Source organism: Ktedonobacteraceae bacterium, assembly GCA_035653615.1.
In the GTDB taxonomy this organism is placed as follows: domain Bacteria; phylum Chloroflexota; class Ktedonobacteria; order Ktedonobacterales; family Ktedonobacteraceae; genus DASRBN01.
This window is the reverse complement of record DASRBN010000012.1, coordinates 19,956-44,947: the sequence shown is the minus strand read 5'-3', so window position 1 is coordinate 44,947 and position 24,992 is coordinate 19,956. Positions and strand designations below refer to the sequence as shown.

Annotated in this window: 18 protein-coding genes; 10 read left to right on the top strand and 8 right to left on the bottom strand. The window is 52.8% G+C overall.

Translation table 11 applies throughout. The features are described 5' to 3' along the window. Positions 1–30: 30 nt before the first annotated feature. From VFA09_06390 to yqeC, 3 genes are all read left to right on the top strand, one after another. Positions 31–1,200: a saccharopine dehydrogenase NADP-binding domain-containing protein gene (locus VFA09_06390; protein ID HZU66889.1), complete on the top strand. Its 1,170-nt coding sequence runs from the start codon at positions 31–33 to the stop codon at positions 1,198–1,200. A 355-nt stretch (positions 1,201–1,555) separates the two neighbouring features. Further along, positions 1,556–3,049, top strand: a complete 1,494-nt coding sequence (locus tag VFA09_06385) for an aminobutyraldehyde dehydrogenase (protein ID HZU66888.1) — start codon at positions 1,556–1,558, stop codon at positions 3,047–3,049. A 165-nt stretch (positions 3,050–3,214) separates the two neighbouring features. After that, the gene (gene yqeC / locus VFA09_06380) at positions 3,215–3,970 is read left to right on the top strand and encodes a selenium cofactor biosynthesis protein YqeC (GenBank protein HZU66887.1); all 756 of its coding nucleotides are present in this window, start codon (positions 3,215–3,217) and stop codon (positions 3,968–3,970) included. A 127-nt stretch (positions 3,971–4,097) separates the two neighbouring features. Here yqeC and VFA09_06375 read toward each other — a convergent pair whose 3' ends face one another. Continuing rightward, positions 4,098–5,825, bottom strand: coding sequence for a hypothetical protein (locus tag VFA09_06375; protein ID HZU66886.1), 1,728 nt, complete (start codon positions 5,823–5,825; stop codon positions 4,098–4,100). A 231-nt stretch (positions 5,826–6,056) separates the two neighbouring features. On the opposite strand from VFA09_06375, the gene VFA09_06370 reads away from it, so the two are divergent. Beyond that, positions 6,057–8,900: an FtsX-like permease family protein gene (locus VFA09_06370; GenBank protein ID HZU66885.1), complete on the top strand. Its 2,844-nt coding sequence runs from the start codon at positions 6,057–6,059 to the stop codon at positions 8,898–8,900. 228 nt (positions 8,901–9,128) lie between these two features. On the opposite strand, the gene VFA09_06365 is transcribed toward VFA09_06370, so the two are convergent. After that, entirely contained in the window at positions 9,129–11,093 is a 1,965-nt protein-coding gene (locus VFA09_06365) for a glycoside hydrolase family 9 protein (protein HZU66884.1), read from the bottom strand. Between the two features lie 329 nt (positions 11,094–11,422). On the opposite strand from VFA09_06365, the gene VFA09_06360 reads away from it, so the two are divergent. Continuing rightward, entirely contained in the window at positions 11,423–11,737 is a 315-nt protein-coding gene (locus tag VFA09_06360) for a hypothetical protein (GenBank protein ID HZU66883.1), read from the top strand. Between the two features lie 125 nt (positions 11,738–11,862). Beyond that, a complete protein-coding gene (locus VFA09_06355) occupies positions 11,863–12,825 on the top strand; it encodes a MauE/DoxX family redox-associated membrane protein (protein ID HZU66882.1) in 963 nt (320 codons plus the stop codon). 131 nt (positions 12,826–12,956) lie between these two features. On the opposite strand, the gene VFA09_06350 is transcribed toward VFA09_06355, so the two are convergent. Together VFA09_06350 and VFA09_06345 are read right to left on the bottom strand one after the other, a co-directional pair. Further along, positions 12,957–14,273: a hypothetical protein gene (locus VFA09_06350; GenBank protein ID HZU66881.1), complete on the bottom strand. Its 1,317-nt coding sequence runs from the start codon at positions 14,271–14,273 to the stop codon at positions 12,957–12,959. Between the two features lie 137 nt (positions 14,274–14,410). Then, complete coding sequence (locus VFA09_06345) at positions 14,411–16,102, bottom strand: IS1634 family transposase (GenBank protein ID HZU66880.1); 1,692 nt, start codon at positions 16,100–16,102, stop codon at positions 14,411–14,413. Between the two features lie 91 nt (positions 16,103–16,193). Between VFA09_06345 and VFA09_06340 the strand changes: the two genes are divergently transcribed. Further along, on the top strand, positions 16,194–18,335 hold the full coding sequence (locus VFA09_06340; protein ID HZU66879.1) for an FtsX-like permease family protein: 2,142 nt from the start codon (positions 16,194–16,196) through the stop codon (positions 18,333–18,335). 33 nt (positions 18,336–18,368) lie between these two features. Here the strand turns inward: VFA09_06340 and VFA09_06335 are convergent, their stop codons facing one another. The 3 genes from VFA09_06335 to VFA09_06325 are packed head-to-tail and all read right to left on the bottom strand — an operon-like array spanning position 18,369 to position 19,386. Further along, complete coding sequence (locus VFA09_06335) at positions 18,369–18,824, bottom strand: type II toxin-antitoxin system VapC family toxin (GenBank protein HZU66878.1); 456 nt, start codon at positions 18,822–18,824, stop codon at positions 18,369–18,371. Beyond that, positions 18,824–19,105 (bottom strand): hypothetical protein, encoded by a 282-nt coding sequence (locus VFA09_06330; protein HZU66877.1) that lies wholly within the window; start codon positions 19,103–19,105, stop codon positions 18,824–18,826. The genes VFA09_06335 and VFA09_06330 overlap by 1 nt, the downstream gene beginning before the upstream one ends. Next, positions 19,102–19,386 carry a hypothetical protein gene (locus tag VFA09_06325; protein HZU66876.1) on the bottom strand — a complete coding sequence of 95 codons (285 nt, stop codon included), beginning with the start codon at positions 19,384–19,386 and terminating at the stop codon, positions 19,102–19,104. Before VFA09_06325 ends, VFA09_06330 begins: the two co-directional genes overlap by 4 nt. A gap of 319 nt (positions 19,387–19,705) precedes the next feature. Between VFA09_06325 and VFA09_06320 the strand changes: the two genes are divergently transcribed. Next, complete coding sequence (locus tag VFA09_06320; protein ID HZU66875.1) at positions 19,706–20,659, top strand: uroporphyrinogen decarboxylase family protein; 954 nt, start codon at positions 19,706–19,708, stop codon at positions 20,657–20,659. Between the two features lie 1,208 nt (positions 20,660–21,867). Here the strand turns inward: VFA09_06320 and VFA09_06315 are convergent. Beyond that, positions 21,868–22,038 carry a hypothetical protein gene (locus tag VFA09_06315; protein ID HZU66874.1) on the bottom strand — a complete coding sequence of 57 codons (171 nt, stop codon included), beginning with the start codon at positions 22,036–22,038 and terminating at the stop codon, positions 21,868–21,870. Between the two features lie 207 nt (positions 22,039–22,245). On the opposite strand from VFA09_06315, the gene ade reads away from it, so the two are divergent. Both ade and VFA09_06305 read left to right on the top strand, forming a co-directional pair. Continuing rightward, positions 22,246–23,973: an adenine deaminase gene (gene ade, locus VFA09_06310; GenBank protein HZU66873.1), complete on the top strand. Its 1,728-nt coding sequence runs from the start codon at positions 22,246–22,248 to the stop codon at positions 23,971–23,973. 5 nt (positions 23,974–23,978) lie between these two features. Next, positions 23,979–24,989, top strand: coding sequence for an FAD binding domain-containing protein (locus tag VFA09_06305; GenBank protein ID HZU66872.1), 1,011 nt, complete (start codon positions 23,979–23,981; stop codon positions 24,987–24,989). Positions 24,990–24,992: the final 3 nt, after the last annotated feature.

Below are 24,992 nucleotides of genomic sequence, written 5' to 3'. Positions count from 1 at the left end.
GTATCTTTTACACCACACAGAAAGGGCTTTATGCAAATCATTGTACTTGGTGGCGCCGGCGCTATGGGACGTATTGCCGTGCGCGCACTGACCGAATTTCCCGACGTAGATCACATTACTATCGCAGACTATAACGAGGAACGCGCTCACGAGGTCGCGGCAGCGCTTGCCAGCAGCAAAATCGAGGTCAAGCAGATCGATGTCAATGACGAGGAGCGCCTGCGCAAGCTGCTGCACGGAGCCGATACCGTGCTGAACGCAGTCGAATACGTCTTCAACCTGCCTGTATTGCGGGCGTGCATTCAGGAAAAGGTGCATTATGCCGACCTTGGCGGCCTCTTCCATATGACGCGCAAGCTCACGGATATGACCGCGGAAGCCGAAGCGGCGGGTATTACCGCTATTGTAGGGATGGGCGGCACACCCGGCGTCACCAATCTGCTCGCTCGCGCCGCCGTCGACCAACTGGATAGCGTCGACAGCATTCGGGTGCAGCTTGGCTGTGGCGACGAGACGCCTTCAAAGGCGCCCCTGGTCGCGCCCTACTCTATCCGCACCATCCTCGATGAATTTACCAAGGAGCCACAGGTCTTCCAGGACGGCAAGTGGTATCCACAGAAACCGTTGAGCGGGGTGGAAGAGATGGTTTTTCCTTTGCCGATTGGGCGTGCGACTGCCACCTATTCGCTGCATTCGGAATGCGCGACCTTCCCGGTGTCCTTCCGAGACAAGGGCATCCGTCACGTCTCATTTAAGATCGCCTTCCCGCCCGACTTCATGACGAAATTGAAGTTCCTGGTTGACCTTGGATTCGGTAGTGCCGAACCGATTACCGTGCAGGGCGTCAAGGTTTCGCCCCGTGAAGTGCTGGCGCAGTTGCTTGACATGATCCCTGCCGAGGATGTAGAGCCACAGGATTGTGATGTGCTGCGCATCGTCGCGAATGGTGAAACTAATGGGCAACCTGTAGAAATCACGAATCAAATCGTTGTCCTGCCCTACCGGCGCTGGGGTATCAGCGCGGGCGCGCTCGATACCGGCGTGCCACTCGCCATCGCGGGACGCATGCTGGCGAACGGTGAAATAACGCGGCGTGGCTGTTTCGGCCCCGAGGCATGCGTACCCACCGCGCCATTCTTCCGCGAACTGGCAAAATACGACATGCACGTTACCGAGACGCGCACTGTGACGATTTCGTGAACTGGTGATTGTTCAGAATACCCCGGAATAAGAGGAGCTGATTGATCTCAGGATGGTGCGGGGTAGATTCTTCGCTTCACTCAGAATGACATGCCGGAGGACATGCCATGGCGCCAGCATGTCATTCTGAGTGAAACGAAGAATCCCGGCCCACCTTCGAGGGAATCACCAAATGGTGAAGGTTTTTATTACATATCATTGTCGTGATAAAATGGCAGCAGTAGATCATTTCGCCTTGTAGATTCGTATCTATTTTGTCATTTTGACACGAAATTTGAAGTCTGTAGGGACAGCGCCTTGTGCCTGTCCTTGCCGGAATGACCCGTTATTTACTTTTCCGAAAGGAGAATCTCGAATGGCCGAGTACAAACTGCTTATTAATGGCGAACTCGTCAATAGCAGTTCGGGCAAGACTGTTGACGATATCGGCCCTGCTACGGGCGAACCAATTGCCCAGGTTCCTCAGAGTACGCTTGAGGATGTGGAACGCGCAGTTGCCGCCGCCCGCGAGGCGTTCGATGATGGACGCTGGTCCGGCCTGCCGCATGGAGCGCGCGCCACCACATTGGAGAAGCTGGCTACATTGATAGAGGAACATGCCCTGGAACTGGCCCAGCTGGAGTCGCAGGATGCTGGCAAACCGATCAAGCTGGCGCGTGATAGCGATATTCCGTTTGCCATCGACAACCTGCATTTCTTTGCTGGTGCCGCGCGCCACCTTGCCGGTGTTGCCGCCAGCGAATACAGCGGCGGCCATACCAGCATCATTCGCCGCGAGCCTGTCGGCGTGGTTGCCTCACTCGCCCCCTGGAACTATCCGTTCATGATGGCGGCCTGGAAGATTGGCCCGGCCCTGGCTGCCGGCAATACCGTCGTCCTCAAACCGTCGGTTGAAACGCCGCTCACCACGCTCAAACTCGGCGAGCTTGCCATGGAAGCGGGCTTACCCCCAGGCGTCCTCAATATCATTACCAGCGGCCCCGGCGTTGCGCAGGCGCTGGCCGGCCATAGCAAGGTCAATATGGTTTCCGTGACGGGTAGCACCGAAAGCGGCAGGCATATCATGCGCGCGGGCGCCGACACGATCAAGCATGTACATCTCGAACTCGGCGGCAAAGCCCCATTCATCGTGTATAACGATGCCGACCTCGAAGCAGCCGCTCATGGCGCGGTCGTCGGAGCCTTCGTGAACTGCGGCCAGGACTGTACGGCTGCCACGCGCATCTATGTCCAGGACGATGTGTACGATAGCTTTCTGAACTCGTTTCTGAGCAAGGTCAAGCAGATCCGCGTCGGCGATCCATCGCAGGAATCAACCGATATGGGTCCATTGATCTCTGCTACGCAGCGCGAGACCGTTGAGGGCTTCGTCGAGCGCGCATTGCGTGCTGGAGCTAACATCGTCACCGGCGGCAAGCGTGCCACAGTCAAGGGCCTGGAAAAGGGATTTTTCTTTGAGCCGACGGTAATTGCGGAAGACCGCAATGATGCCGAGATCATACAGAAGGAAGTCTTTGGCCCTGTCGTCGTAGTTGCTCGTTTCGGTACCGAGGAAGAGGTGCTGGCGAAAGCCAACGACGTGGTATACGGCCTGGCGGCTTCGGTCTGGACGAACGACATCTACAAGGCCATGCGCGCCAGTAGAGTGCTGCAATTCGGAACCGTCTGGGTCAACGATCACCTACCCCTGACCTCAGAGATGCCGCATGGTGGCTATAAGGAAAGTGGCATTGGCAAGGATATGTCGATGTACGCCTTCGAGGATTATACGCAGATCAAGCACGTGATGATCGAGCTGTCGGGCGAGGCTCGCAAGGGCTGGCACTACACCATCTTTGGCGATGCCTGATGTATCACGGCAAAAGCCCTGTAGGAGCCAGGTGATGGGGTTAACGAATTAGTGTGGTAATCCCGTCAAGGCCGATGAATCGGCGGTGTGTACGATCAATCGGCCCCCACGGCGAAGCCGTGGGGGCCGATTGATTAGCCTGCAACTGAAAAGAGCCCGAATAACATGCCCTTACTTTCTGATCTCATTACATTACCCGCTCATCCACTTATCTCCCTCGTGGGCGCGGGCGGCAAAACCACCACTATGTATACCCTGGCCCAGGAACTGGCTCAACAGGGCAAGCGGGTCATTACCACCACGACCACCAACATCTACTTTCCACAGCAAGGCGAAACCGATACGCTCATCGTCTCACCGGAAACACCCCGCCTGCTCAAAATGATCCGTGCTAGCTGGGAGCAGCATCAACGAATTACTGTAGCCGCCAGTCCCACCGGCGCGGGCAAACTAGCCGGGCTGCAGGTTGATCAACCTTACGAACTACTGATGAAAAGCGGCGCGGATGTCGTCATCGTCGAAGCCGACGGCGCCCGCCACCATATGATCAAGGCCCCGGCAGAACACGAGCCGGTCGTACCCCCTCAAACAAATGTCGCATTCCTGATGATGAGTGCGGGGGCGATCAATCAGCCGTTGAGCGCAGAGGTTGCGCACCGGCCCGAGCAGGTCGCAAAAGTGGCAAGCATTACTATGGGAGATGTGCTTACACCAGAGATCATTGCGCGCGTGATGTTGAGCGCGCAGGGCGGAATGAAGAATATACCTCATACAGCTCTGGTTTACTTGCTCGTTACCCATGCATTCGAGGGTCAGCGCGATACAATAGAGCAATTCATCAGGCTGGTACGGCATCTTTCGGGTACTACTCAAGTATTGTACTCTGCCCGGCCTGGACAGTGGTCCGCTCAGGGGACATAGCAGCCAGGTGATATAGTTAAACAAAATGGTTCAGCAACTCAGCGAAGCCGATAAATCGGTGATGGGCCCATCGTCCATTATCGGATGATTTGGTCAAAGTTGATCATCATCTTTACATTCACACATCCTATATTTGCGCTTCTCCGATATACGAGGCCCAATCCTGATTCTCACCGGCATATTCTGAGGCGAACCAGACGTGATTCTTGCCCACGCCATCATAAGAGGTGGCCTCGAAATCACCCCAGCGATCATTATTCGTCGGTTGTAGCCCTTTTATAAGGAATTTGGGATTCTCCAGCATTCCCGGCTGGTCGCTTTTCTTATGCACGGTATACATGATGCTGGGGTTTAGCGAACTGCTCATGGTATCGAAGACCATCAGCACGTTGCCGCCTCTATTGATCATCGTACAGCCGAAGGAAGCAGCCTGGTCGCCCTGGAATGCAAGAATGCCATCCTGAAGCAGCGTGGCTCCTGTGATCTTGCCATTCTGATCGAGTGTGGGCTGCACCTCGCCCCAGAAAATGCCCGGCACAACCTGCGTTCCATTATTCACCCCCGTCTCAAGGGCGAAGGTGATGAAGCCACTTTGATAGACGGGCGTGCCGGTGATACGCGTATCAAGCGTTTCGATGCACTGCGAGCATCCCGGTTCATCCGCTTCAGGAGCCAGAATATATTCTGGTGTCGAAACACTGACCTGGGTCAGTAATTGATTTTTTTCATCCGCGTTCGCGAATGACCATACAACCAGCCCGCTGCATCCCTGGTTGCATTCTCTTCCGCCCGAATTGATATCGAACGAACTGATCAATAATTCTGCATCTGGCGCTTGTTGGCCTTTTGCCAGTGTTTCGACCGGCTGGACGGTATCTACCAGAGTTGTTCCAACCTTCAGCCTCCTGAAGCCCCTGGCAGTGGCAGGTGATCCGGCTTCCATGAGCGCCTTGTTCGCCGCCAGCACCTGAGCGTACTTGAAATTATCACCGGTTTTATTGTACATGTTGACCGAGAAGAAAACAGACGTGCGGTTGAATCCGAACTGGGTGTAATCGGCAATGTACTGCGTGCCGAGCAGCATATCGAACGCATACATGTTCCAGGCGCCATTGGGATCGCTCGTCTGGCTGATCCCTACCCAGTAGAGCGAGAGTGGTGGGCAGCGGTCGACAAAGCCCCCCTGCAATTGGAGCATAGCTACCCAGAATCGCCCATCGACATAGTCGTAGAAGGCGCGTGGGTCGGTCACATATGCGCCGTTGGGATCGCAACTGCCCGGATTGGGGATGCCGAAGAAATCCTGGCTCGTCTTTGGCCATCCATTTTGTACGTTTCCATTTGTGTCATAGACGGCAAAAGCCGTATTAACTCCCTGGAAGACCCACTGTGTAGACGCGGCGATTGCCATATCCGGCGGTTCGCATCCAATCGGCGGGCAGATTGACGGTGAATCGGCCATGCCGTTGAACTTCGTAATTGTAGGCGGAGTATCTGGAAGAATATTTCCGGTGTTCTGGAGAATATGAGTAGCAACGGGAGCGGATGGATTATGTGCCGCTGCTGCTTTGAGTTGAGCATACGTCGAAGCATTGACACCCGTTAGCAATGGCCTGTTTTTGACAGTGGATGTATGTGATGATGTAGATTTAGCTGGTGGTGTGGTGCGCATATTGATGGTGTGCCTGTACACCAGGGACGATGTGACAGCTTCGGCGGAGCCGGTTATAATTGTGCCGGCGCTCGGACTGCTATTCTGGCCGTGAGCGACTATGAGACCTGTGCCTGATATCCCAGGTAAGGCCACCACGAGTATAATGAGCGAAACGATATATTTACGATACTTTTTCAGCATAATGACGGTCTCCCGTATTGGTTTTCATCGGTTCATTCAGAGAGCCTAATGTAGAGGATAAGGATAAACCATGGGCTGCGGAATTGAAAAGCGGTTATGATATGGTTAAGATTTGAGGAAAGGGGTTTGTAACCATTGCAGAACTTGCTCTGTTCCTCTATCATACAAATTGCTATTGTTTGATTGCCGGTAAATAAAACATTCTCTATAAGAGCTTAAGGATAGATTTTTATGAAACTTGGACTGTACTGGTCCTATGCCACGCGCTCATTGATGCGCGGCGGACAGCGCACGGTACTCGCTATTTTCTGTGTCGCGGTGGGGGTGATGGCTATTGTCGCCCTGCAACTGGTCGGCCTCAGCGTCAATTCGGCCTTGATTGGCAATATTGTCGAGGCGAATGGCGGAGATATTCGCCTCAATGCCGAACTCGCTCCCCTACGTCAGAAAGACCTGGCCTTTTTCGATAGATTGAAGCAGCAGGGACGCATCACCGATTATGCTACCGCTTATGATCCGGGCGGAAGTATCGCGCTTCCGGCAGGCGGCGAAGAGTCCTTTTCCTTTATCGCCGTCTCGAGCAACTTTCCCCTGGTTGGCCAGGCAGATTTCATCGCGCCATCTACGAGCCTCACAATTCAAAGCGTTGTCCATGGCAGAAATGTAGCGATGAGTTCGACCGTCTTCAAGGACCTGAATGCCCATATCGGCAGCGTCTATGAGGTGAAGACGCTGGATGGGCGCTACGTAGCCATTACGGTTGCCGCGGAAATTCAGGAGAATGGCGTCTTTCGGGGGCCGCAGGTCATCATCTCGCAAACGGCCCTGGCCGCTATCCCCAATGCTGACGGCATTGTACCCCCTACGCAATACGGCACGATTTATATGACCGTTCCCCAGGCGAATATCAATTCGGTCAAGGCGCAGTTGAGCGCGCAATTTCCGACGACGAATGTCATCACGGCCAACGATTTGCTGAAGCAGCGCCAGTCGCAGGTTGATCAGATAAGACTCTTCTTGCGCATCGTCGGTTTGCTGGCGCTCTTCATCGGCGGCATCGGCATCATCAATACCATCCAGGTGTTGCTGCGCCGTCGCCAGATCGAGATTGCCATGCTCAAGACTACCGGCTATCGCCAGGTCGATCTCTATGCGCTCTTTGGACTGGAAGCTGCCCTGTTGGGCATTATGGGCGGAATATTTGGGACGCTTGTCGGTGTGGGTGCCAGTTTTCTTGTGCGCCTCGTCGTCGAACACGCCTTCTTCATTCACCTGCCGGTTGTATTAGACAGCCTGACGATTGCATCGGGCCTGTTTATTGGGCTGGCAACCGCGTTGATCTTCGGCCTGCTGCCGATTGTGCAGGCCAGCCAGGTGCGCCCGCTCGCGGTGTTGCGCGAACTGCCTGAAGGAAACAGGCGCTTCTCCTGGCTCCTGACCGCTATACTGCTCGTGGTATTGTCGCTGCTCTTTGTCGTGCTGGCCTCAACCATCCTGGGCGACCTGATAACGGCGGCCATCGCGGTCTACGGTGGCGCAGGCGTAATCTTTGCGCTCGGACTCGGCTTTGGCCTGTTAGTGCTGGCCATCTCGAAGCTGCCCGTTTATGAGCGCCCTCGCCCGCGTATGTTGCTATGGATACTTGTGGCGCTCGGTCTCACTTTAGCTTCCGCAGTCATTCTGGTTGCTCTGCTCTTCCTGGGACAGGCCGCGAATAACCTGGCGATACGTTCAGGCAACAGCCTCCTCGGCACATATGTTCTGGTTGTGCTGGGTGGTCTTGGAATTATCCTGGTAGGTGGGTCGCTGGTTTACCTGCTTGCTTCAATCCTCAATGGCCTGATCCTGTTCGCGCCGCGTTCGTGGAAGACCGCCGTGATGCTGGCTTATCGTAACCTCGGCAGGCAGCGATTGCGCACGACGACTACGCTAACCGCGCTCTTTGTCGGCGTCTTTGCCATTGGCATGGTGCTGATCCTGGGGCAGGGCATCAAAGACTCCGTCAATAGCACGCTGAGTACGCTCTTCACCCATAACGTCTTCGTCGTGGTATCTCCCAAACAGGAGCAAACGGTCACAAACCAGCTGGCAACATTGAAAGGCGTTGATGCCGATAAGACGCTGGTCAATCCGGTCGTGCCGCAAATTTATCCCGTCCTGGTCGGTGGACGCGATATCAATACTATCGTTCGTAGCGTCACAAAGGCCGATAAGATCGATAAAGGTGATATTGTCGGCGACCTGACAAGCATCCAGGGCTTCGACCTGAGTGGCGGCAAGAATAACCTGCCGGACATTACACTGAAAAATGGCCGCAATCTGGAAGCGCAGGATGCCGGCACCAACAATGTGATCCTCGATTCCCAACTCGAACAGGCACCTGTCAACTTGCATCTAGGCGATAGCGTAGTCGTGCAGAGCGCCGATGGCTCCGTCACGCGAGTGCTGAAGGTGGTCGGCTTTTATGATAGTTCGACCCTTACCAGCAATCCTGATTTCGCGGGCATCCTGGCGGATGACTCCGTGACGCTGCAGCTCGGAAAATCGCTCACGCTGGAAGTCTTCTCGTTGAAGGTTGATCCCAACGCCGTACCCGCCTTGCGCAAAGCTCTCAACCAATCCGTACCCACGGCCATCATTCTCAGCGTCGTCGATATCGATACCTTCGTCAACCAGATCCTTGACAACCTGGTCATCATGCTGACGACTATTGCGTCGCTGGCTATGATTGCCGGCTTAATCATCATCGCCAACGCCGTCGCGCTGGCAATGCTTGAGCGGCGCCGCGAGATCGGCATCCTCAAGTCCGTCGGCCATACCAGCAAATCGGTACTTGCCACCGTACTGATCGAGAATGGCCTGGTGGGTTTGCTCGGTTCCCTGGTCGCGATGCTGCTGGTGACGGGCGCGATTACGGCGCTCAGTCGCTTCGTCTTCCACACCGACCTGAATATTGGTCCCTGGCTGGTAACACTCATCATCGCCTCAACCTCACTGGTGACGATGCTGGTGGCTACTTTCGTTGCATGGAGCGCGGTACGAGTGCGCCCGCTGGACGTGTTACGCTATGAGTAGGGGAGATGATGGCGCTTGACAAACGATTCTGGTAACAGGCCTTGGGCCGGCCATCACGGCCAAATCGGCAATCCGCGTTGCGCTGGTCGTGTCATTCTGAGCGAAGCGAAGAATCCGCGCTCGGGGAGACCGAGATCCTTCGCTTCGCTCAGAATGACATGGCGAGAGGGCGCTGACCAATTTGCTTGTTCATGTTCATCATCGAGATTGGGCGCGATCAATCGACCCCTACATCCCGCCCGTCACCTCTCGCGCGAACAACACGATGCTCAATGCCGTGTAATCGTCGCTCGGCTCCGTGCTTGGCCATGCCACCACGTTGTCGAAGTAACGCGCTCCCATGCCTGTGAATACCTTGTACGGGTCGCCGCCATTGGGCGGACACTTTCTGGCTCCTTTTGGTATGCCCAGTCCCTTAAAGGATGAAATTGCGTTTGGCCCATCGACGGCGGCACCGAGCAAGATGGGAGGTTTCCCATCCAGTGAACCGACCAGGTTCGCGACCTGGTGTTGCAGGCAATCCGAAAACGTACTGCCGTCCCCCACGATAAATGAGACGCCCCAGACGTTATCGCCCAGCACCCAGTTGCGCTGCGTCAGGCCGAACGTTTCATATGTGTTCACTCCAGCGAGTTCATCATAAAAATCGGCCTCTAATGCATATCCCAACGCATGCGGCGTAGCATCCTCTCCACCGTAGGCAATACCCAACCCAAACGGGTCTTTTTTCGACTGTGTTATCCCATTCACCAATTGCTTATTCAGATCGTGCAGCAGCTCTTGTTGCGATACCTCTAAGCCCTGGGGATTTCCTGCCTGGGTGATGGCATGATAGAGTTCGTAGTGGGCCAGTCCGCTGACATCATAGAGGTTGAGAGAATCCTTTCCATCGTTCGGGCTCAGCATGTATTGCCTCGCCCAATGTGCCGCTGCTGCGAGATAATACATCGGGTTGGTATGCGGCAGTCCGGGCGGTAGATTGCCCATCGCCGTAGCGAAATAGAGTTCAGTAGCTCCCATCTCCATATCGTCGCGCCATTCGACCTCCGGATAGTATCCATGTGGCGAAGCGGTGAGTAGCTGCTTGATATTGCTTATCTGGGCAAGATCGAAAATATGCTCCGCGCTGGCAATGCACTTATTGGCATAAGCCGGGTCGCTACCGTCATAGAGTTGGTAGCACAGGCCGAGGTCTGCCGCCATGCGACCAGCAAGGTTGGGACTGATGGGCGAGCCAGGAGGCCCGGCGCGAAAAACAGGGCGATATTTGATGTAATACTTCGGGTCGCCGGGCTTCACGTTCAACTTATCATCGGCTTGTGGCAGGCGCCAGATATCGTGATCGGCGACAATATGTGAGTTGCCGTCGCCGATGCCAACCTGGTAATACAGCGTCTTGCTGTGGTCGTCCCACATTTTTTGCAGCCAGTCCAGGCCAAATCTGGCCTCCGTATTGAAATCGGACGAACCGCCGTTGAAAAGGTTGGGATACTGGCGCACCGCATATAGCATAATCGCATCGGTATAGCTGGCCGTCTCTACAAACTTCAGATAGTCTCCGGCATCGAACCATCCACCCGAGACATCGATAGGCCTGCCTATCCTGGTCAGCCCTTGTAACACACCATGTTTGTAAACGGGGATGTCGTAGGTATAAGCGTGTTCATCAGTCAAATGCGAAGGCTGGCGCTGCAAGACATGCGGATCAACATGCGGCCCATCGCGCTGCGCCAGGTAAAAGAACAACGCGTTCGGCAGCAAACCGGAGTAAAGGTTACTGGCAGTATCGATTCTGAAGGTAGGTGAATTTGCGGCAATCGGGCCTTTGACCTGAATAGAGTAGCTTCCGGTTGTCGTGACGGAAGAAAAATCGAGCAAATACGTGTTGGGGAAGGTCGAGTTCCATTTGCCCTGCCCGGCACCAATCGGGGCCGAATAGACCGTCTTTCCCGTTGAGACATCGACGACATCGAAGCTGGCCCCATTTTCGGAACCCGTCGCCATCAATATCGCCTGCTTCGTCTCACCATTGACATATCCTATCTGGTTTAGTCTGACATACGCGCTGCCTCTAGCATAAGTGATGCCACGGACGAGCAATGGAGAGAAGATGAGGCTGAGGGCGAGAACTGTGATGAGTAGCGGGTCGGGTATTCCAGTTCTGCTTCTGGTTAGAGGTGCATGGACTATCATAACTGTCTCTCCTGAAAGTTATGAGTGAATGAGCAAGAATGTTCGGTTGGCTGGTTCAATCATAACATATTTGGGGCGGAACTGATGTAGGGCTATTATGGAGTTTAAAAAATTAATGGGAGTAGAAATTGGCACAGTGCATACTGCTAATAAATTATTTAAAGTTCATAAAAGTCGAATTAACTGAGTTCAAAGACATGACAACGCAAATTTACGATTGTTCACGTAAAGCTTGACAAATGGCATAATCTCAAGTACTATATTCATGGAACTCAATTTGAGTCACCAGCTATTCTTGTTGTAGTTTTATGTCAGAAAGAGGCAATCCTATGGCAGACAAGAATCGGCAAAATGATGAACTCCATCAGCAGGAAAAATTACCACGTCGTCATTTATTTAAAATAGCTGCAGAAATTGGAGCAGGCCTTTTTGCATTCATTCCAGCGGCACAGGCTCTAGCTAAGGGTTCCCGAATAAAAGTATCACAACGTCAGGCAACTCCCAATTACTACCCGTGCCAGAATGTGTATTGCGTCTTTCAGTCAACATGGTGTTCAATAGATCCAAATCTTAATTACTGGTGTTATGACTGTTGTGGTGCTGGATTTTGCTACTGCTATAATTTCGCTGCAAAGTGTCCTTAGATTGTAAGAAAACAATTATATTTGTTTCAACAATTACGTTAGACCCTCGTTCAGCCAGTAAATCAAAACCTGAATAAGCGTAAATCTATTAATAGGTAGTGCAGCTATCCGAATCAGGAGATAGTATGAGTCTTATCTCTTTTGCGCTTGAACTCTACTTTGCAGCCATGCTGGGTGTATCAGGTTTAACAAAAATTGATGACCTGAGTAATTTCGAAGAAATATTGTCTCGTCAGCACATTATACCATCTTGGAGTATAAAATCAGTTGCAAGAATCTTGCCTTGGTTAGAAATAGTTATAGCTTTCTTTCTCGTTACAGGCTTTGCAAAAGTAATTAATGCGATAATTGTAGTCATTCTTTTTGGCAGTTTCCTTAGTACAAAGATCATTCTTTTAATCACAGGACGTGCCAAAGACTGCGGTTGCTACGGAAATGCAAAAATAGAGGAGATCAGTGGTAGCAGCATTGTAGTCTCAGTTATACTGATTCTATGTACCCTTATCCACTTGGGCCTGATCATTTGGGTACCTTCAGTAAACTGGATGTGGCGATCAATAGGGATTACTCTATTTATTGTAGGTGAGGGATTTCTTGCGATAAAAATGCTGGTTAAAAGCAAAGAAAAGTTTTCTCCAACTTCTACACATTATACAGAACTTGGGGGAATTGAGGTGGGCGAGATGGCTCCTGGGTTTACTACTAGAGATCAAAATGGTAAAAGTGTCGGCCTGAATGATTTCAAGGCTAAATGGCTCCTACTCTTATTTATCTCGCCTGGATGCCCTGCTTGTCCTCATGCGCTTAAGGCTCTTAATCGTGTACTTCAAGAAGAGCCAGAACTCGCAGGACTTGTTGTAGCAAGTCCTAATCTTGATGTGAATCGTAAATATGTTACTGAGCATCAAATTGATATACCTGTCCTTACCTCTATTCCAGGCCCTTTGGAAGATATTTATCATGTACACGTTTTCCCATTTCTTTTTGTACTTGATGATAAAAACGTAGTTCGCGCGAAAGGAGCAGTAAGTAACTATGATCTCTTACGAGAGCTGCTAAGTACAATCCCATCGGTAGTATCATCGTAGCAGTCATTGTTGAACTCAACAATATCTGACGGTACTAAGTTTAACCTTTCAGTTGTTCTTTATCTATCAAAGAACAAGCACGCTCAATACGGCACTATTTTCTCCGCTCCCCTCATGAGTTACAAAAACGTCTATTGTGAGGCAATTAAAGTTGCTAAATGGGATGCTAAATCTTGCTCATAGGCATCCGCCATCGGTAGTTGGGGCCAATAACGATGTGCTAGATTATTGGCGGCCAGGAGTACGCCGAACCGATAAAGACAATAGGCCCCTGCCAACCGAGACGAGGTGGGGGTAACCGGGTTAGTAGATGGTAAGGTTGCAACTGCCAGGCAACCCTGAGCAGGATTTGATCCGGTCACGAAGTGCCAGTTGACTGTTTGAGCTGTATTTCCTGGATTTACAACGCTAAACATTCTATCTCCTTGCGTCTTATACTGCGCGACTACACAAGGAGGATCAACCGGATTGAGAGGAGCAATATAAACGCTCTGACCATCTGTGCCTGGTTTACTTGTCACATGCCAGTTCGCGCCATCCCAAGTGATAAAAAGAAGTAGGAGATATTCCGTTCCACCGCTATCAGATCCGTCTGGTTGGCTCCTGGCAATGAGCTGCCCATTCATAGTAGTATAGGTCCATGATGTTCGCATCACGACATAGACATCCCACCCTTTTATGCCTGCCTGCGAGATTGGCACATCATAAATTGGATCACAGAGCAGGTGACAGTCTGAATTCGCTTCGCATGACATCCCTAAAACAAAACTGGCACACAGGCTGCTAGAGTTAGGATTGGTATCCAGCTGAAAGCTTTCAGTTGCTTCGAGCGGCTGGCTAGCCATATCAATATGTTGGCTCGCTTGTAGATTGACAAACCGCTCTCCTGGCTGCACTATTGTGGTCGCCTGAAAGCTGTTTAACAAGGATTGTGTCGCTTGTACCAGCATCGAGCGTTGCACATTAGGTAGAGTATCCAATGACTCAGAAAAGGTAATCGTCCAGGCGCCAGGTTCTGGTTGGACAGTATTGGTTCCACCGCCTGTACAGGAATCTGCTACAGCTTGTGAGGGAACAATAACTGTGCAGCGTTGCATGAGAAATGGCGGAGCACTCCATTCAACCAGATGTGTACCCTGGGATAATTGGAGAGGCTTACCTGTTCCAGAATCAGGCACTTGCTTCAAAACTTGTCCATCAACCGAAACACGGCCCCAAGGGGGAGAAGCTTGAATATAGAAAAGATTAGAACCAGGAATGGGTGTTCCAGTAGAGGTATGAGATGGAGCGAAAGCACCAAATCCCAATGTACGAGCGGCTAGAAAACCTGCGACAATAACAAGTGCCACCAACACCACGATCCCAACCCGCAGAGCTAGTTTGAAAAAACGCTGATGTTGTGAGTATTCAGACCCCTTTTGTATCTGCTCGTCTTCAGTACCTTTCATTGTTTCCTCCAATGGGAAGTTACCTATTTTTCACAACAGTCAAAGGCAAAACTCAAGAGAAAGATGGTCATTCAGAACATTTCTGTTTCTTAACTCTATCCTCACGGTTCGGTCATTTTCTAGGAGGTTTTGGAAATTCAGCACAGAAGCTGCTCATAGAGATCGGACGAAAAGTCCAACAGAGATAAGATGCGCTGTTGTAAGGTTGACAAAGGAGTGAGATGACGGTGAAGCTGCTGCTGCAAGATAACGAGAGACAAATGAATCCCTTGAAAAGCTGTCAACAACGCCTCAGCTGTGGGACGTTGCGTGCTGCGTTTGGGATTGCCCGCATACAACCCTGCCAGAGGTTCTTGCTGCTCAGCCAAGCGCTGACGCACCCGGAACTCCAGCAGGGTCAAGATGCGCAAGCCGATAGAGAGCAAGCGCACCAAGCCAATGGCGCGCTGCTCACTCTGCACATCCATGGGCGAGAGCGAGAGGGGTTTGCCTTTCAAGCGAGCAAAGCCGTGCTCCACCAGGTATTCTTCGCGGTACGCCAGCACCGCTTGCGAGAGCGAGAGTTCCTCTGCCGGATGATTGGTGACATAGACCCGCCATCCCAGGCGGCGCACTCCTCTGGCGAGCGCTTGCTCATCGACCTTGATGTGCAGGTGCAGGCTGCCTTCCACGCGCACGCCAGCAGGACGGCCTCCATACCCCCGCACCGCTCGCTCTTGGACCTGTTCTTCAATGCTCACCTGCACCAATCCTTCGACGTGATACTGCTTGAGGATGGCTTGGGCAGCGGCTCGCAACGCCGCCGTCTCCGTGTAGCGTTTTTTGCCTTGTTTGTGTTCATTGAGCGCTTCCAGTTCGGCCTGAGCTTTGGCCAAACGGGCATGCAGCGCCTGGGTCGCCGCTTGAGTCAGCTTGGAGGAACGCACGATCAACTGCCGTTCCGTCCAACTGATCGTCTTTCCTGCCACTTCGCGCGAGAGCGTGACCCGTTTCTCGTATCCTTCAGCAATCTGTTCCGGCTTGCCCCCTTCCCGTTCGCGCACGATCGGCGTCAAGGCTTGCTCCCCTGCCCACACCGGCTTCAAGTACTCGTCCAGGACCTCCTCTGGCATCTGCTTAGCCGACAGCGGACACAAATAGTAGTCCTGTTGGGCCTGCAGATACGCCCGGGTGTCCAGGGCGGCCATCTTGCAATCGCCGATGTAGAGCAGACCATGCTCATCCAGGCTCTGACTGACTTGGGCAATGGCCGGAAGATAGAGGTGATCGTCGGCCCGTTCCCCCGAGACGATTTGCGTCGCGACCGGCAACCCTAGCGGATCCAGGGCCGAGAGCATCACCTTGAGTTGCGGCAAGGCCGGACGATGATCTTTGCTGTAGCCGAATTGGAACAAGCCCTCCTGGCTGACGCTCCAGTAGCCGCTGACCGTCGTACGATCGACTCGCACTCGCTTGGGCTTCAAGTTGTAGACTCGAATGAGCTGTCGGTTCAACGCCGTCTCAAACGGCTGCCACTTCTGTTCATCACTGAGGGCATCGAGCACCAGTGCCAGGCGGTCATCGCTCAAGCTGCGCTCGGTCACCTCTTGCCCGCTGCAGACCGAGAGCGTGTGGACGCGCTGCCCCGCCCAGCCTTGAACTTGATTCATGCGGTGATCGCCTTCCGACAAGATGTGCGTTATCCAGATCGCTGTTGTCCAGCCCAGGCTCATTCCCTCCCAGTTCCCATGAGGCTTGAAATAGGTATTCAGCAATTCTGGCACTCCCATCTTGTCACTTTGACCCAGCAAGAGGGGAAGATCGTCGACTCGTTCTGTTGTGATATTCATCTGTTCTACCATGCAGATAGCTTACCGCATTTTCAAAATCTTGTCACTCTTTGACCGAACCCTGAGTAATGAAACACAACCAGATGGCAGTTTGCGTTCTCCCTATCTGGTGCAGGTAAACATCTATAACCCTGCCCCAGGCTCCTACTCCATTGTGGATACACTGGATCAGTATCGTAATCATATCGCCGCCGTGTCCATCCCTATAACAGTGCTTTCGCTGGAGATACTTGGTCTCCTGCTTTTCTTCGTTGCCTTGATGATCCAGCTGCTCGTCGAACGACAGGAAGAGGCTATTGCCCTGCTGCGCAGTCGCGGGGCAAGTTCAGGTCAGATTTTTACCGCGCTACTCACCCAGAGCGCGAGTCTAAGTATTATGGCTATGCTTACCGGGCCAGTGCTGGCGGTGCTGCTCGTTTCAGCGATTTCCGAGCGTTTTCTTGGGACGGCTGGACAGCATGTTTTTTCTCCAGGCACATTTTCGCTGCTATCTCAAGCCGTAGGAGTAGGAATGTATGCGCTTGGAACCGCTGTGTTAGTAGTAGTCGTAACGATCTTCTTACTTTTCCGAGCGCTGGGCTTGAACATCCTGCTTGCCCGGCGTGAGGCAGCACGCGCGACGCAGCCTTCTCTCTGGCAACGCCTCAATCTCGATAGACTGGCCGCGCTGGTTGCTCTTACCGGCTATGGAATGTCCTTCTATATTTCTAGCCTGAGTACGTGGTTAGATACACGCACGCGGGCGCTGATTGCAACGCCGCTCGCGCTGGTTGCTCCTCTCTTTCTGCTGATCGCCGTGTTGTTGCTCTTCCTACGCGGTTTTCCCCTATTGTTGCGTTGGGGAGCGCGGCTTTCTGCACAGGGTCGTGGAGCGACGGCTATACTGGCCTTAGCGCAGATGGCTCGCGCTCCCCGCCAGGCTTTGCGCATGATACTATTGCTGGCCCTGGCAGTTGCTTTTGCCATCTTCACACTTGTCTTTGCCGCTTCCCAGTCGGCACATATTGCTAATATTGCGGCGTATGAAACCGGAGCCGACTTCAGCGGCGACCGGCCCATTCTCGCTCAGCAAATTGATCAACTCCCTTCTATCTCGCAGGAAACTGCACGTTATCAACACATTGCAGGCGTTCTTTCAGCTACAGTTGGATTTACGGATACCGCGACTTCAGCAGGCACCTCACCGATTATTCCTCTACAAATTCGTGCGGTAGATGCCAGCACTTTCGCGCAGACGGCCATCTGGACGCCTGAAGATTCTTCACAACCACTTACTTCATTAATGGCTCAGCTTCTCGCCCAAAAGCAAGATGTGTTGAATGGGAGCCTGAATGATACTGTTCCCGTAATTATCGACGCTGAGGTCATGAATACGCTGGATTTGAAGACTGGAAGCACCTTTTCTGTCACGATGAACAATCTGCCCTATGATAGTCTGAATTGTGTTGTAATCGCTACTGTATGGCATATTCCTACCATCAATAATAGTGGTGACGGCAGCACTACCGGCGACACTACACTACCCGGTGGAGTGCTGCTCGACTATAGTACTTATGCCAGCATCTATACACGTGATTACTTGAGAAGCGGTTTAATAGCACATCCCTATTTACCAGTGAACCATGTGTGGCTCCATACAAGTGATGATCCGGTAGCACTCACAAATGTGCGTTCAGTGCTGGTACAACCAGGCCCGCTGCATCTTGATAACCTCTATGACCGCCAGCAGCTGATCGAGAGCATGCGCAGCGACCCTCTCTATCTGAGCATCATTATCCTGCTTGTAACCGGGGCCACGACCGCGCTGCTGTTGACGTTGGTGGGAGATTTGCTCTCTTCGTGGATGAGTGTGCGTTCTCGCCTGACCGGTTTCGCTGTACTGCGTTCGCTAGGAGCGGCTCCACGGCAGATTATCGCTGTTCTCTTCTGGGAGCAGGGGATAATATATATGACAGCACTCGTGCTGGGTATTCTCTTCGGTGGAGTGTTTTCAGCTACAGCCATACCCTTGCTTACTTTTACCACTGCACCGGCCGGTAGCGCCTTGAGCGGCATCAGCAACGACGAATTCTATGCTATTCAGCAAATCATTCCTGTGCAAATTATTCTGCCACTTTCGCTAGTGCTGGCATTCATCGCATTTATCGCCATTTGCGCGCTTACGCTGGGAACAATGGCAGGTGTGGCTGTGCGTCCATCACTTAGTCAGGTCTTGCGGCTCAATCAGGATTGAGGGTGGGAACAGCTTGATCCAAGGTTCAGGTTATTACTCGGATTCTTTCAAGTCCTCGCTTTTTGAAAAAGGATAAGTACTGGGGGTGTACGTTGTAATAACTTTGCTCGCTTTTAGAAGTTGTTCCTTATCCCAGCTAATGAGAGGAAGGTTTAATTGACGCGCCAGTGCTACATAGATGGTGTCACCTGCACGTAGTTGCATATTGGTCGCAACATCAATAGCAGATTGTATTAAATTATCATCTATGGCAACAAACTGGACGGTATTTCCTTTCAGTTCTTCAAGAGCCTTTTTAGCTAACTCTGCTTGACCTGTTTGCCTTGATATAGCAGCCGCTACCTCAATCAACAAAAATGTTGGAGATGTCATCGCACCATTAATGGCGATATATTGTTCCAACCAGAGGCGACTTGGGATATGGTTTATGTCCTCGTCCCTCAATAAACTTACCCACACACTTGCATCTACAACTACCGAAACACTCATTATAAATCACGCCTGATATCATGCACTATTTCAACTACATCAGTATTTTCAGGCCAATAAGGGCCAAGTTCTGAGGCTATCCTTTTCAAATCCTCCCAGGCAGCGGCATCTCTCTCTGCGAAGGAAGATTTTTGTTCATTTGTCGGCACTACACGGGCAATGACCTTGCCCTGTTCAGTAACCGCAATGGTTTCGCCCTGTTCTTTAACCATGCGTAAAACTTCGTTGATATGTTCAATGAATTCGTTTGCCTGAGAGTCTTCATAGGTGCCTCTTATCATAGATCTCGTCTTACATCACGCACTGCCTCAACCGCATCCATATTTCCTTTCCAGGCTGCACCAATCTCGGCAGCTAACCGATCAAGTCGCTCCAGGAAATCCTGAGAGTCCCTTTTGACCGGCTTTTCTGGCTCACTTGCCGGTATCAGATGTGCAATCACTTTACCGCCTCTAGTCACATCTATAGATTCCCCCTTTTCCTCAACCATACGCAATATCTCTTCTATACGTTGCTTTAACTTGTCTACTTCGTATAACTCGTCAATCTCGAATGATTTCATAGCTGCCTCCTGTCTAGTAATTTGTACAGACACATTATACCAAGTCCGCTCCCTGCTTACAATGCTGAGATCGCATCCACTGGGCGACTGAAAAGACCTGTAGGGACAGTGGCTGGTCCCTGTCCTCTCAGGGGGTGCAGCACAGGAACCAGGACCCCAGCCAGGACAGGAACCAGCCGCTGTCCCTACAGCACTCCCCTTTCGGTGAGAAAATTTCATAAAGACCGGGACCGAAACGTGATATAATTCGTGGGAACTATGTGAAATGTAGTGGCATCCCTCGCGGATGCCAGAGAACAACTATTTTGAGGGATAACGTATGGCAAGTATGACACCTGGGGAACGTGTTCGCGCCGCAGTAAAGGGTGAGCATGTAGATCGCGTACCAATCTGTTTCTGGCATCACTTCAAACCGGAGGGTTCCGGCGAACGACTGGCAGCCTACACAATAGAGTTTTTCGTCGAGAAGTTTCATTTAGATATCGCCAAGATCATGCCTGACCTGCCCTATCCGGCGCCTTCGGAGCCGCTGGTCGAGGCCGAACAGGTACAAATGCTACCCCGCCTTGACCTGGATACACCTATGTTCGCGGAGCAGCTCACATGCATTCGCGCACTTCGCTCGCGCCTGGGCAATGATTATCCGATCCTGCTGACCCTCTTCAGCCCGTTGACCTATGTGCTGCGCTTCATGGGCAAGCAAAAGGCCATCGAGGTTGCACGCCAGAATCCCGAACCGTTTGAGGAAGGATTGGGTACCATCGCGGCCAACTTGCGCAGGCTCATGGAAGCGGCCATCGAGACCGGCGCGAGCGGCATCTTCTTCTCCTGTATGGGAGCGACCAGCGCCGACTTTACGCGCGAGGAGTATGCGCGCATCGGACGCCCTTACGATCTCCATGCGTTAGAGGGCGCGGGCAATGGCTGGCTCAATGCCGTCCACGTCCATGCCGACCCTACGCAGACCGGTGATGAAATCTACTTCGAAGCCTTCACCGATTATCCCGTCTCGGTCATGAGTTGGAGCGACCGCATTACAGGACCAAGCCTCAGCGAAGCTCAAACCCTTACCGATAAATGCCTGATGGGTGGCCTATGGGAGCGCGGCCCGCTCACGCACGGTAGCGAAACCGAACTGGAAAACGAAATCCTCTCAGCAATCAGTCAGACAAAAGGACGAAAGTTCATCCTGGCAAACGGGTGTTCTGTGCCTGATGACGTATCTGAGGAATGGCTACACGTCGCCCGCAGATTAGTCGATAATCTGACATAAGCCGCGCTGCCCTCTATATAGGCCACTCATAAGTCTTAGCTAACCCGATGTGCAAGTTTTCTAGTTTCAAGCGCCATGACACCGCGGTGTCAGAGAGGAGCATGGAAAGGCGCTTGTAGCTCATCCATATGAGCTATTTCCACAGGAATCCCCAGCGGGAAGTTGGGAAAAGGTCCAGTTCCTGCCGCTTCTGCGTGGGAAGAGTATAGTAGCCAAACCCGAACATGTCAAGTGTAGATGCACTAGACAGACACAATGAGAGGAGTGGGGATAATATGGATGAAGAGACGATTCAGAGAGTAGCAACGCCAGCCGTGTGCGAGGTACAGCTTGAAAACGGACAAGCTTGCGGGGTTATCGCAGTTGGTCGTTGTGTTTTTTGTGGACATGCTTTCTGTGATACGCACAGAGCTCGCTTCTTGCAGCGTGTCTATACGGATACCTGCGCCCCTTGCTTTCCTAAGACTGAAGAAGGCAAGCAACGATGCGAAGTAGACAACTGCGGTGTTACTGCGGTTGATCATTGTGGTATCTGTAAGCGAGCTATCTGTGCCACACACAGGATATTTGAGCGACTTCCCACAACAGTTTTTCAGCCAGAAATCTACGTTCCTAGATGTAGACCTTGTTTCGATAATTCCTCAGAGGAAGCGAAGCGAGCCAGACAGCGAGCCGAAGCCGTTGAAGCTCGTGAATACTTGCTGTCGGGTGCAGCGAGAAAGGCCCTCCTCTCTAGCAAAGAGGAGCCTGTCGCTATCTATCAGATCGAGAGCCAACTGAAGAAGGGGCTCTTTAGTAGCGGCAAATGGGTTACGGTGGTCACTTCTGTTCAGCGCGGCTGGTTTCTTGGTAATTTTGATGGGACCAGCTGGGCTCTATTGGACGTCGATTCCCAGCCGACCCCACTTGTTCCCGTGCAACCGTATAGGGATGGGTACGCATTGGTAGAAAGGCAGAAAAATCGCGATTTTTCTGCCTGGGTACAGACAGCGTACACCATCAGGGTCCTAACCAATTCGTCAAGCTAGTATTGCCAATATTGGTTGGAAAACTTGGTAACGGAGGCTACAAATTTCAGGACTCGCGAAAAATTGTGATTCACTTTTTTCTTAGGATGCAGAGCAACAGAAAGGTTTTCCTCGCACATCGTGTTAGCTAATGCTTTTGATGACATTGCTTGCAGGTATCATGGTAATGTAGCTACATTGTTACTGCTGTGTTCCCTGCCTATTCCTGCCCTCATCAGCAATCGGTGAAAGTCCCTGCGCGTAGCGTGTTCTATCGCGTTCTGACCGCTCTTCAGCACGTGTTGTCGCTACCTCATCGAGCCAGCGTGCCAGCAGCGCACCGAGTACTGCGCCGCCCGCAAGAGCAGTCAACTTGATAAGCGACGATATTCATCGGTTCTCCTTATCCCGTCCAGTGGAAAAGCGTTCCACAACCCCCTTAAAGGGAGTATACTTAACTACAACGTCTTCATCACCGGTAGCCTTCTACCTGAACCCTCGACGATTTGCCGGGTTTCTGATAGGATGTCCAGTAAAACATGCAACATATCCTATGTTAGACACGGAGGAAGTTGTTTTATGGACGAACTTCAACGTCGCATCCAGATTGCGCGTGGGCAATTGCCCGCAGAGCTGGTGCTGCGTAATGCCAGGCTCGTGAATGTTTGTAGCGGAGAATGTTACCTCGCTGATGTTGCTATCGATGGCGGGCGTGTGGTCGGAATAAATGCCTCAAACAATGGCTACCGGGGCAACGAGGAGCGTGATTTGCAGGGCCGCTGGCTGGCTCCCGGATTGATCGATGGTCACATGCACATTGAAAGCACGATGCTTGTCCTGCCCGAATTCGCTCGCATCGTCGTACCCCGTGGTGTTACCGTCGTCATGCTTGACCCGCACGAGTTCGCCAATGTGATGGGAGTCGCGGGCATTCGCTACGTCCTTGAATCGGGGCGCAATCTGCCACTTACCGCCTATGTCATGCTCTCATCCTGTGTCCCCGCTTCGTCCTTTGAAAGTCCTTACCAGGTACTGATGGCTGCTGATCTCCTGCCTTTGTTGGAAGATGAGCGCGTGTTGGGCCTGGCTGAGATGATGAACATGCCGGGCGTGCTGCAAGGCGATGAGCAGGTGCTGGCAAAGATCGTTGCTACTCGCGAGCATGGGCTGGTCGTCGATGGACACGCGCCGGGGCTGAATGATCGCGATTTGTGCGCCTACGCCGCCGCCGGTATCATGTCCGACCACGAATGCACGACGCTTGAAGAGGCTCGCCAGCGCATTCGCCTGGGTATGTGGCTGATGATTCGCGAAGGGTCGGCGGCGCGCAACCTGGATACGTTGCTGCCGCTGGTCAAAGAGCTGCATCCGCCGCGCGTCTTCTTTGTCACCGATGACCGCGACCCGCTGGATTTGACCACGCGCGGGCATATCGATTCCATGGTACGCCGCGCAATCGAACTCGGACTCGATGCGGTCGAAGCCATTCGTCTCGCTTCCTATAATACTGCCCAATATTTCCGGCTGTATGATCGTGGTGCCATTGCCCCCGGCTTTATCGCCGACCTGGTGGTGCTGGATGACCTCAACACCTTTCAGGTCGAATCGGTGTACAAGGATGGGAAGCTGGTTGTGCAGCATGGCCACTTGCTGGCAGATGTACCTTCCATGGATTTTTCAAGCGTCACCGGCACCATCCATGTTGGCGCTATCCATGAGGCAGACCTGCGCATCCCAGGTAAGCCTGGAATGGTCGAGGTGATCGGCATTGAGCCTGGGCAGATCACCACAAAACACCTGCGGGAAGAGGCCCCCATCAGGAATGGCGAGATTGTCGCCGACCCGGAACGCGATTTGCTCAAACTCGTCGTCATTGAACGGCACCATGCCAGCGGCAAAGTAGGCCTGGGCCTGGTCAAGGGCTTCGGGTTGCGCAAAGGAGCAGTCGCTTCCAGCGTAGCGCATGACGCGCATAACCTGGTTGTAGCGGGCGCGAACGACGGCGATATTTTGCGAGCCGCCCAGGTTCTCGAAGAAATGGGCGGCGGCTTTGCCTGCGTGGTCGATGGGGAAGTGCGTGCCAGCGTACCCTTGCCGTTGGGTGGGCTCGTCTCGCCACTACCTGCCGCCGAACTGGTGCAGCAATTGGAAGCCCTGGATGCTGCTGCTGCTGAGCTTGGTTGCAGGCTCGAACATCCGTGTATGACGCTCAGCTTCCTCTCGCTGTCGGTCATTCCGGCGCTGAAATTGACCGACCAGGGGCTGATTGATGTTGAAACGTTCACATTGCTGCCACTACAAAGGTAAAATCAATGTTGCTGAATTTGCTCGAATATAACTGGCCGGAGGATATCGATCAGGCCTTGCTGCTGCTGGCCCGCAACGATACGAAAACCGTCCCCCTGGCCGGTGGCACCTATTTGCTTGGCCTGGTGGATGATACCATTCAGGCTGTGGTCGATTTGCGCGATCTCGAGCTGGCCTATATTTCTGAGGACGCGCGCGGCGTGCATATCGGCGCGATGACGACCCTGCAAGCAATGGTGGATTCGCCGCTCCTCAAAGAGTTTGCCGTTGGATTGCTCTCGCGGGCGGCCCAGGCCTCTTCGCCCTCGCGCGTCATTCGTGAGAGCGCCACACTTGGCGGCACATTGGGCGCAGGCATCGCTTCACGAGCCGATCTACTTACCGCGCTGGCCATTCTCGATACCGAGGTAGTACTGCGTTCCGCCTCGAAAACACAGGTGAACCTGGGCGCAGGCACCGTCGAACGTCCCGGGCTGGCGCTTTCCGGCGTCACCTTCAAGGGCAAGCAGGAGCGTCGTGTCGCGTGTAATTTCCTGAGCAGGGAGCGCCGTGCCAGCGAACTGATTATCGAGGTCATCGTCGCCCGCCCAAATTATACCTGTGGTACGTCCTTCCTGCGCGTAGGACGCACGCCCACGGATATCGCGCTATTAAACGTTGCCGCCCTTGTCGAGATAAAAGATGGTGTTTATAGCCAGGTGCGGTTGGCGTTGGGCGGAGTCAATATGGAACCGGTACGCTTGCAAGCAGTTGAAAAGCAACTGCTGGGACAGCCCGTTGAGGCAGCGACAGCCGCTCAAAATGAGGGAACGGATAAGCCAATTTTCTCGCTGCAGCGCGCCGTTGAGTCCGGCATGGCCGAGTTCCGGCCACCATCCGATTTTCGCGCCAGCAGTGATTACCGGCATTTAAGCGGTATGCACCTGGCCTATCGCGCGCTCGAAGAGGCTGCCAATATTTCGCGCTGGCGAGGTATGGCTGGACGCAATCAAAGCAGTCCCTACGGAAGGTCATAATAT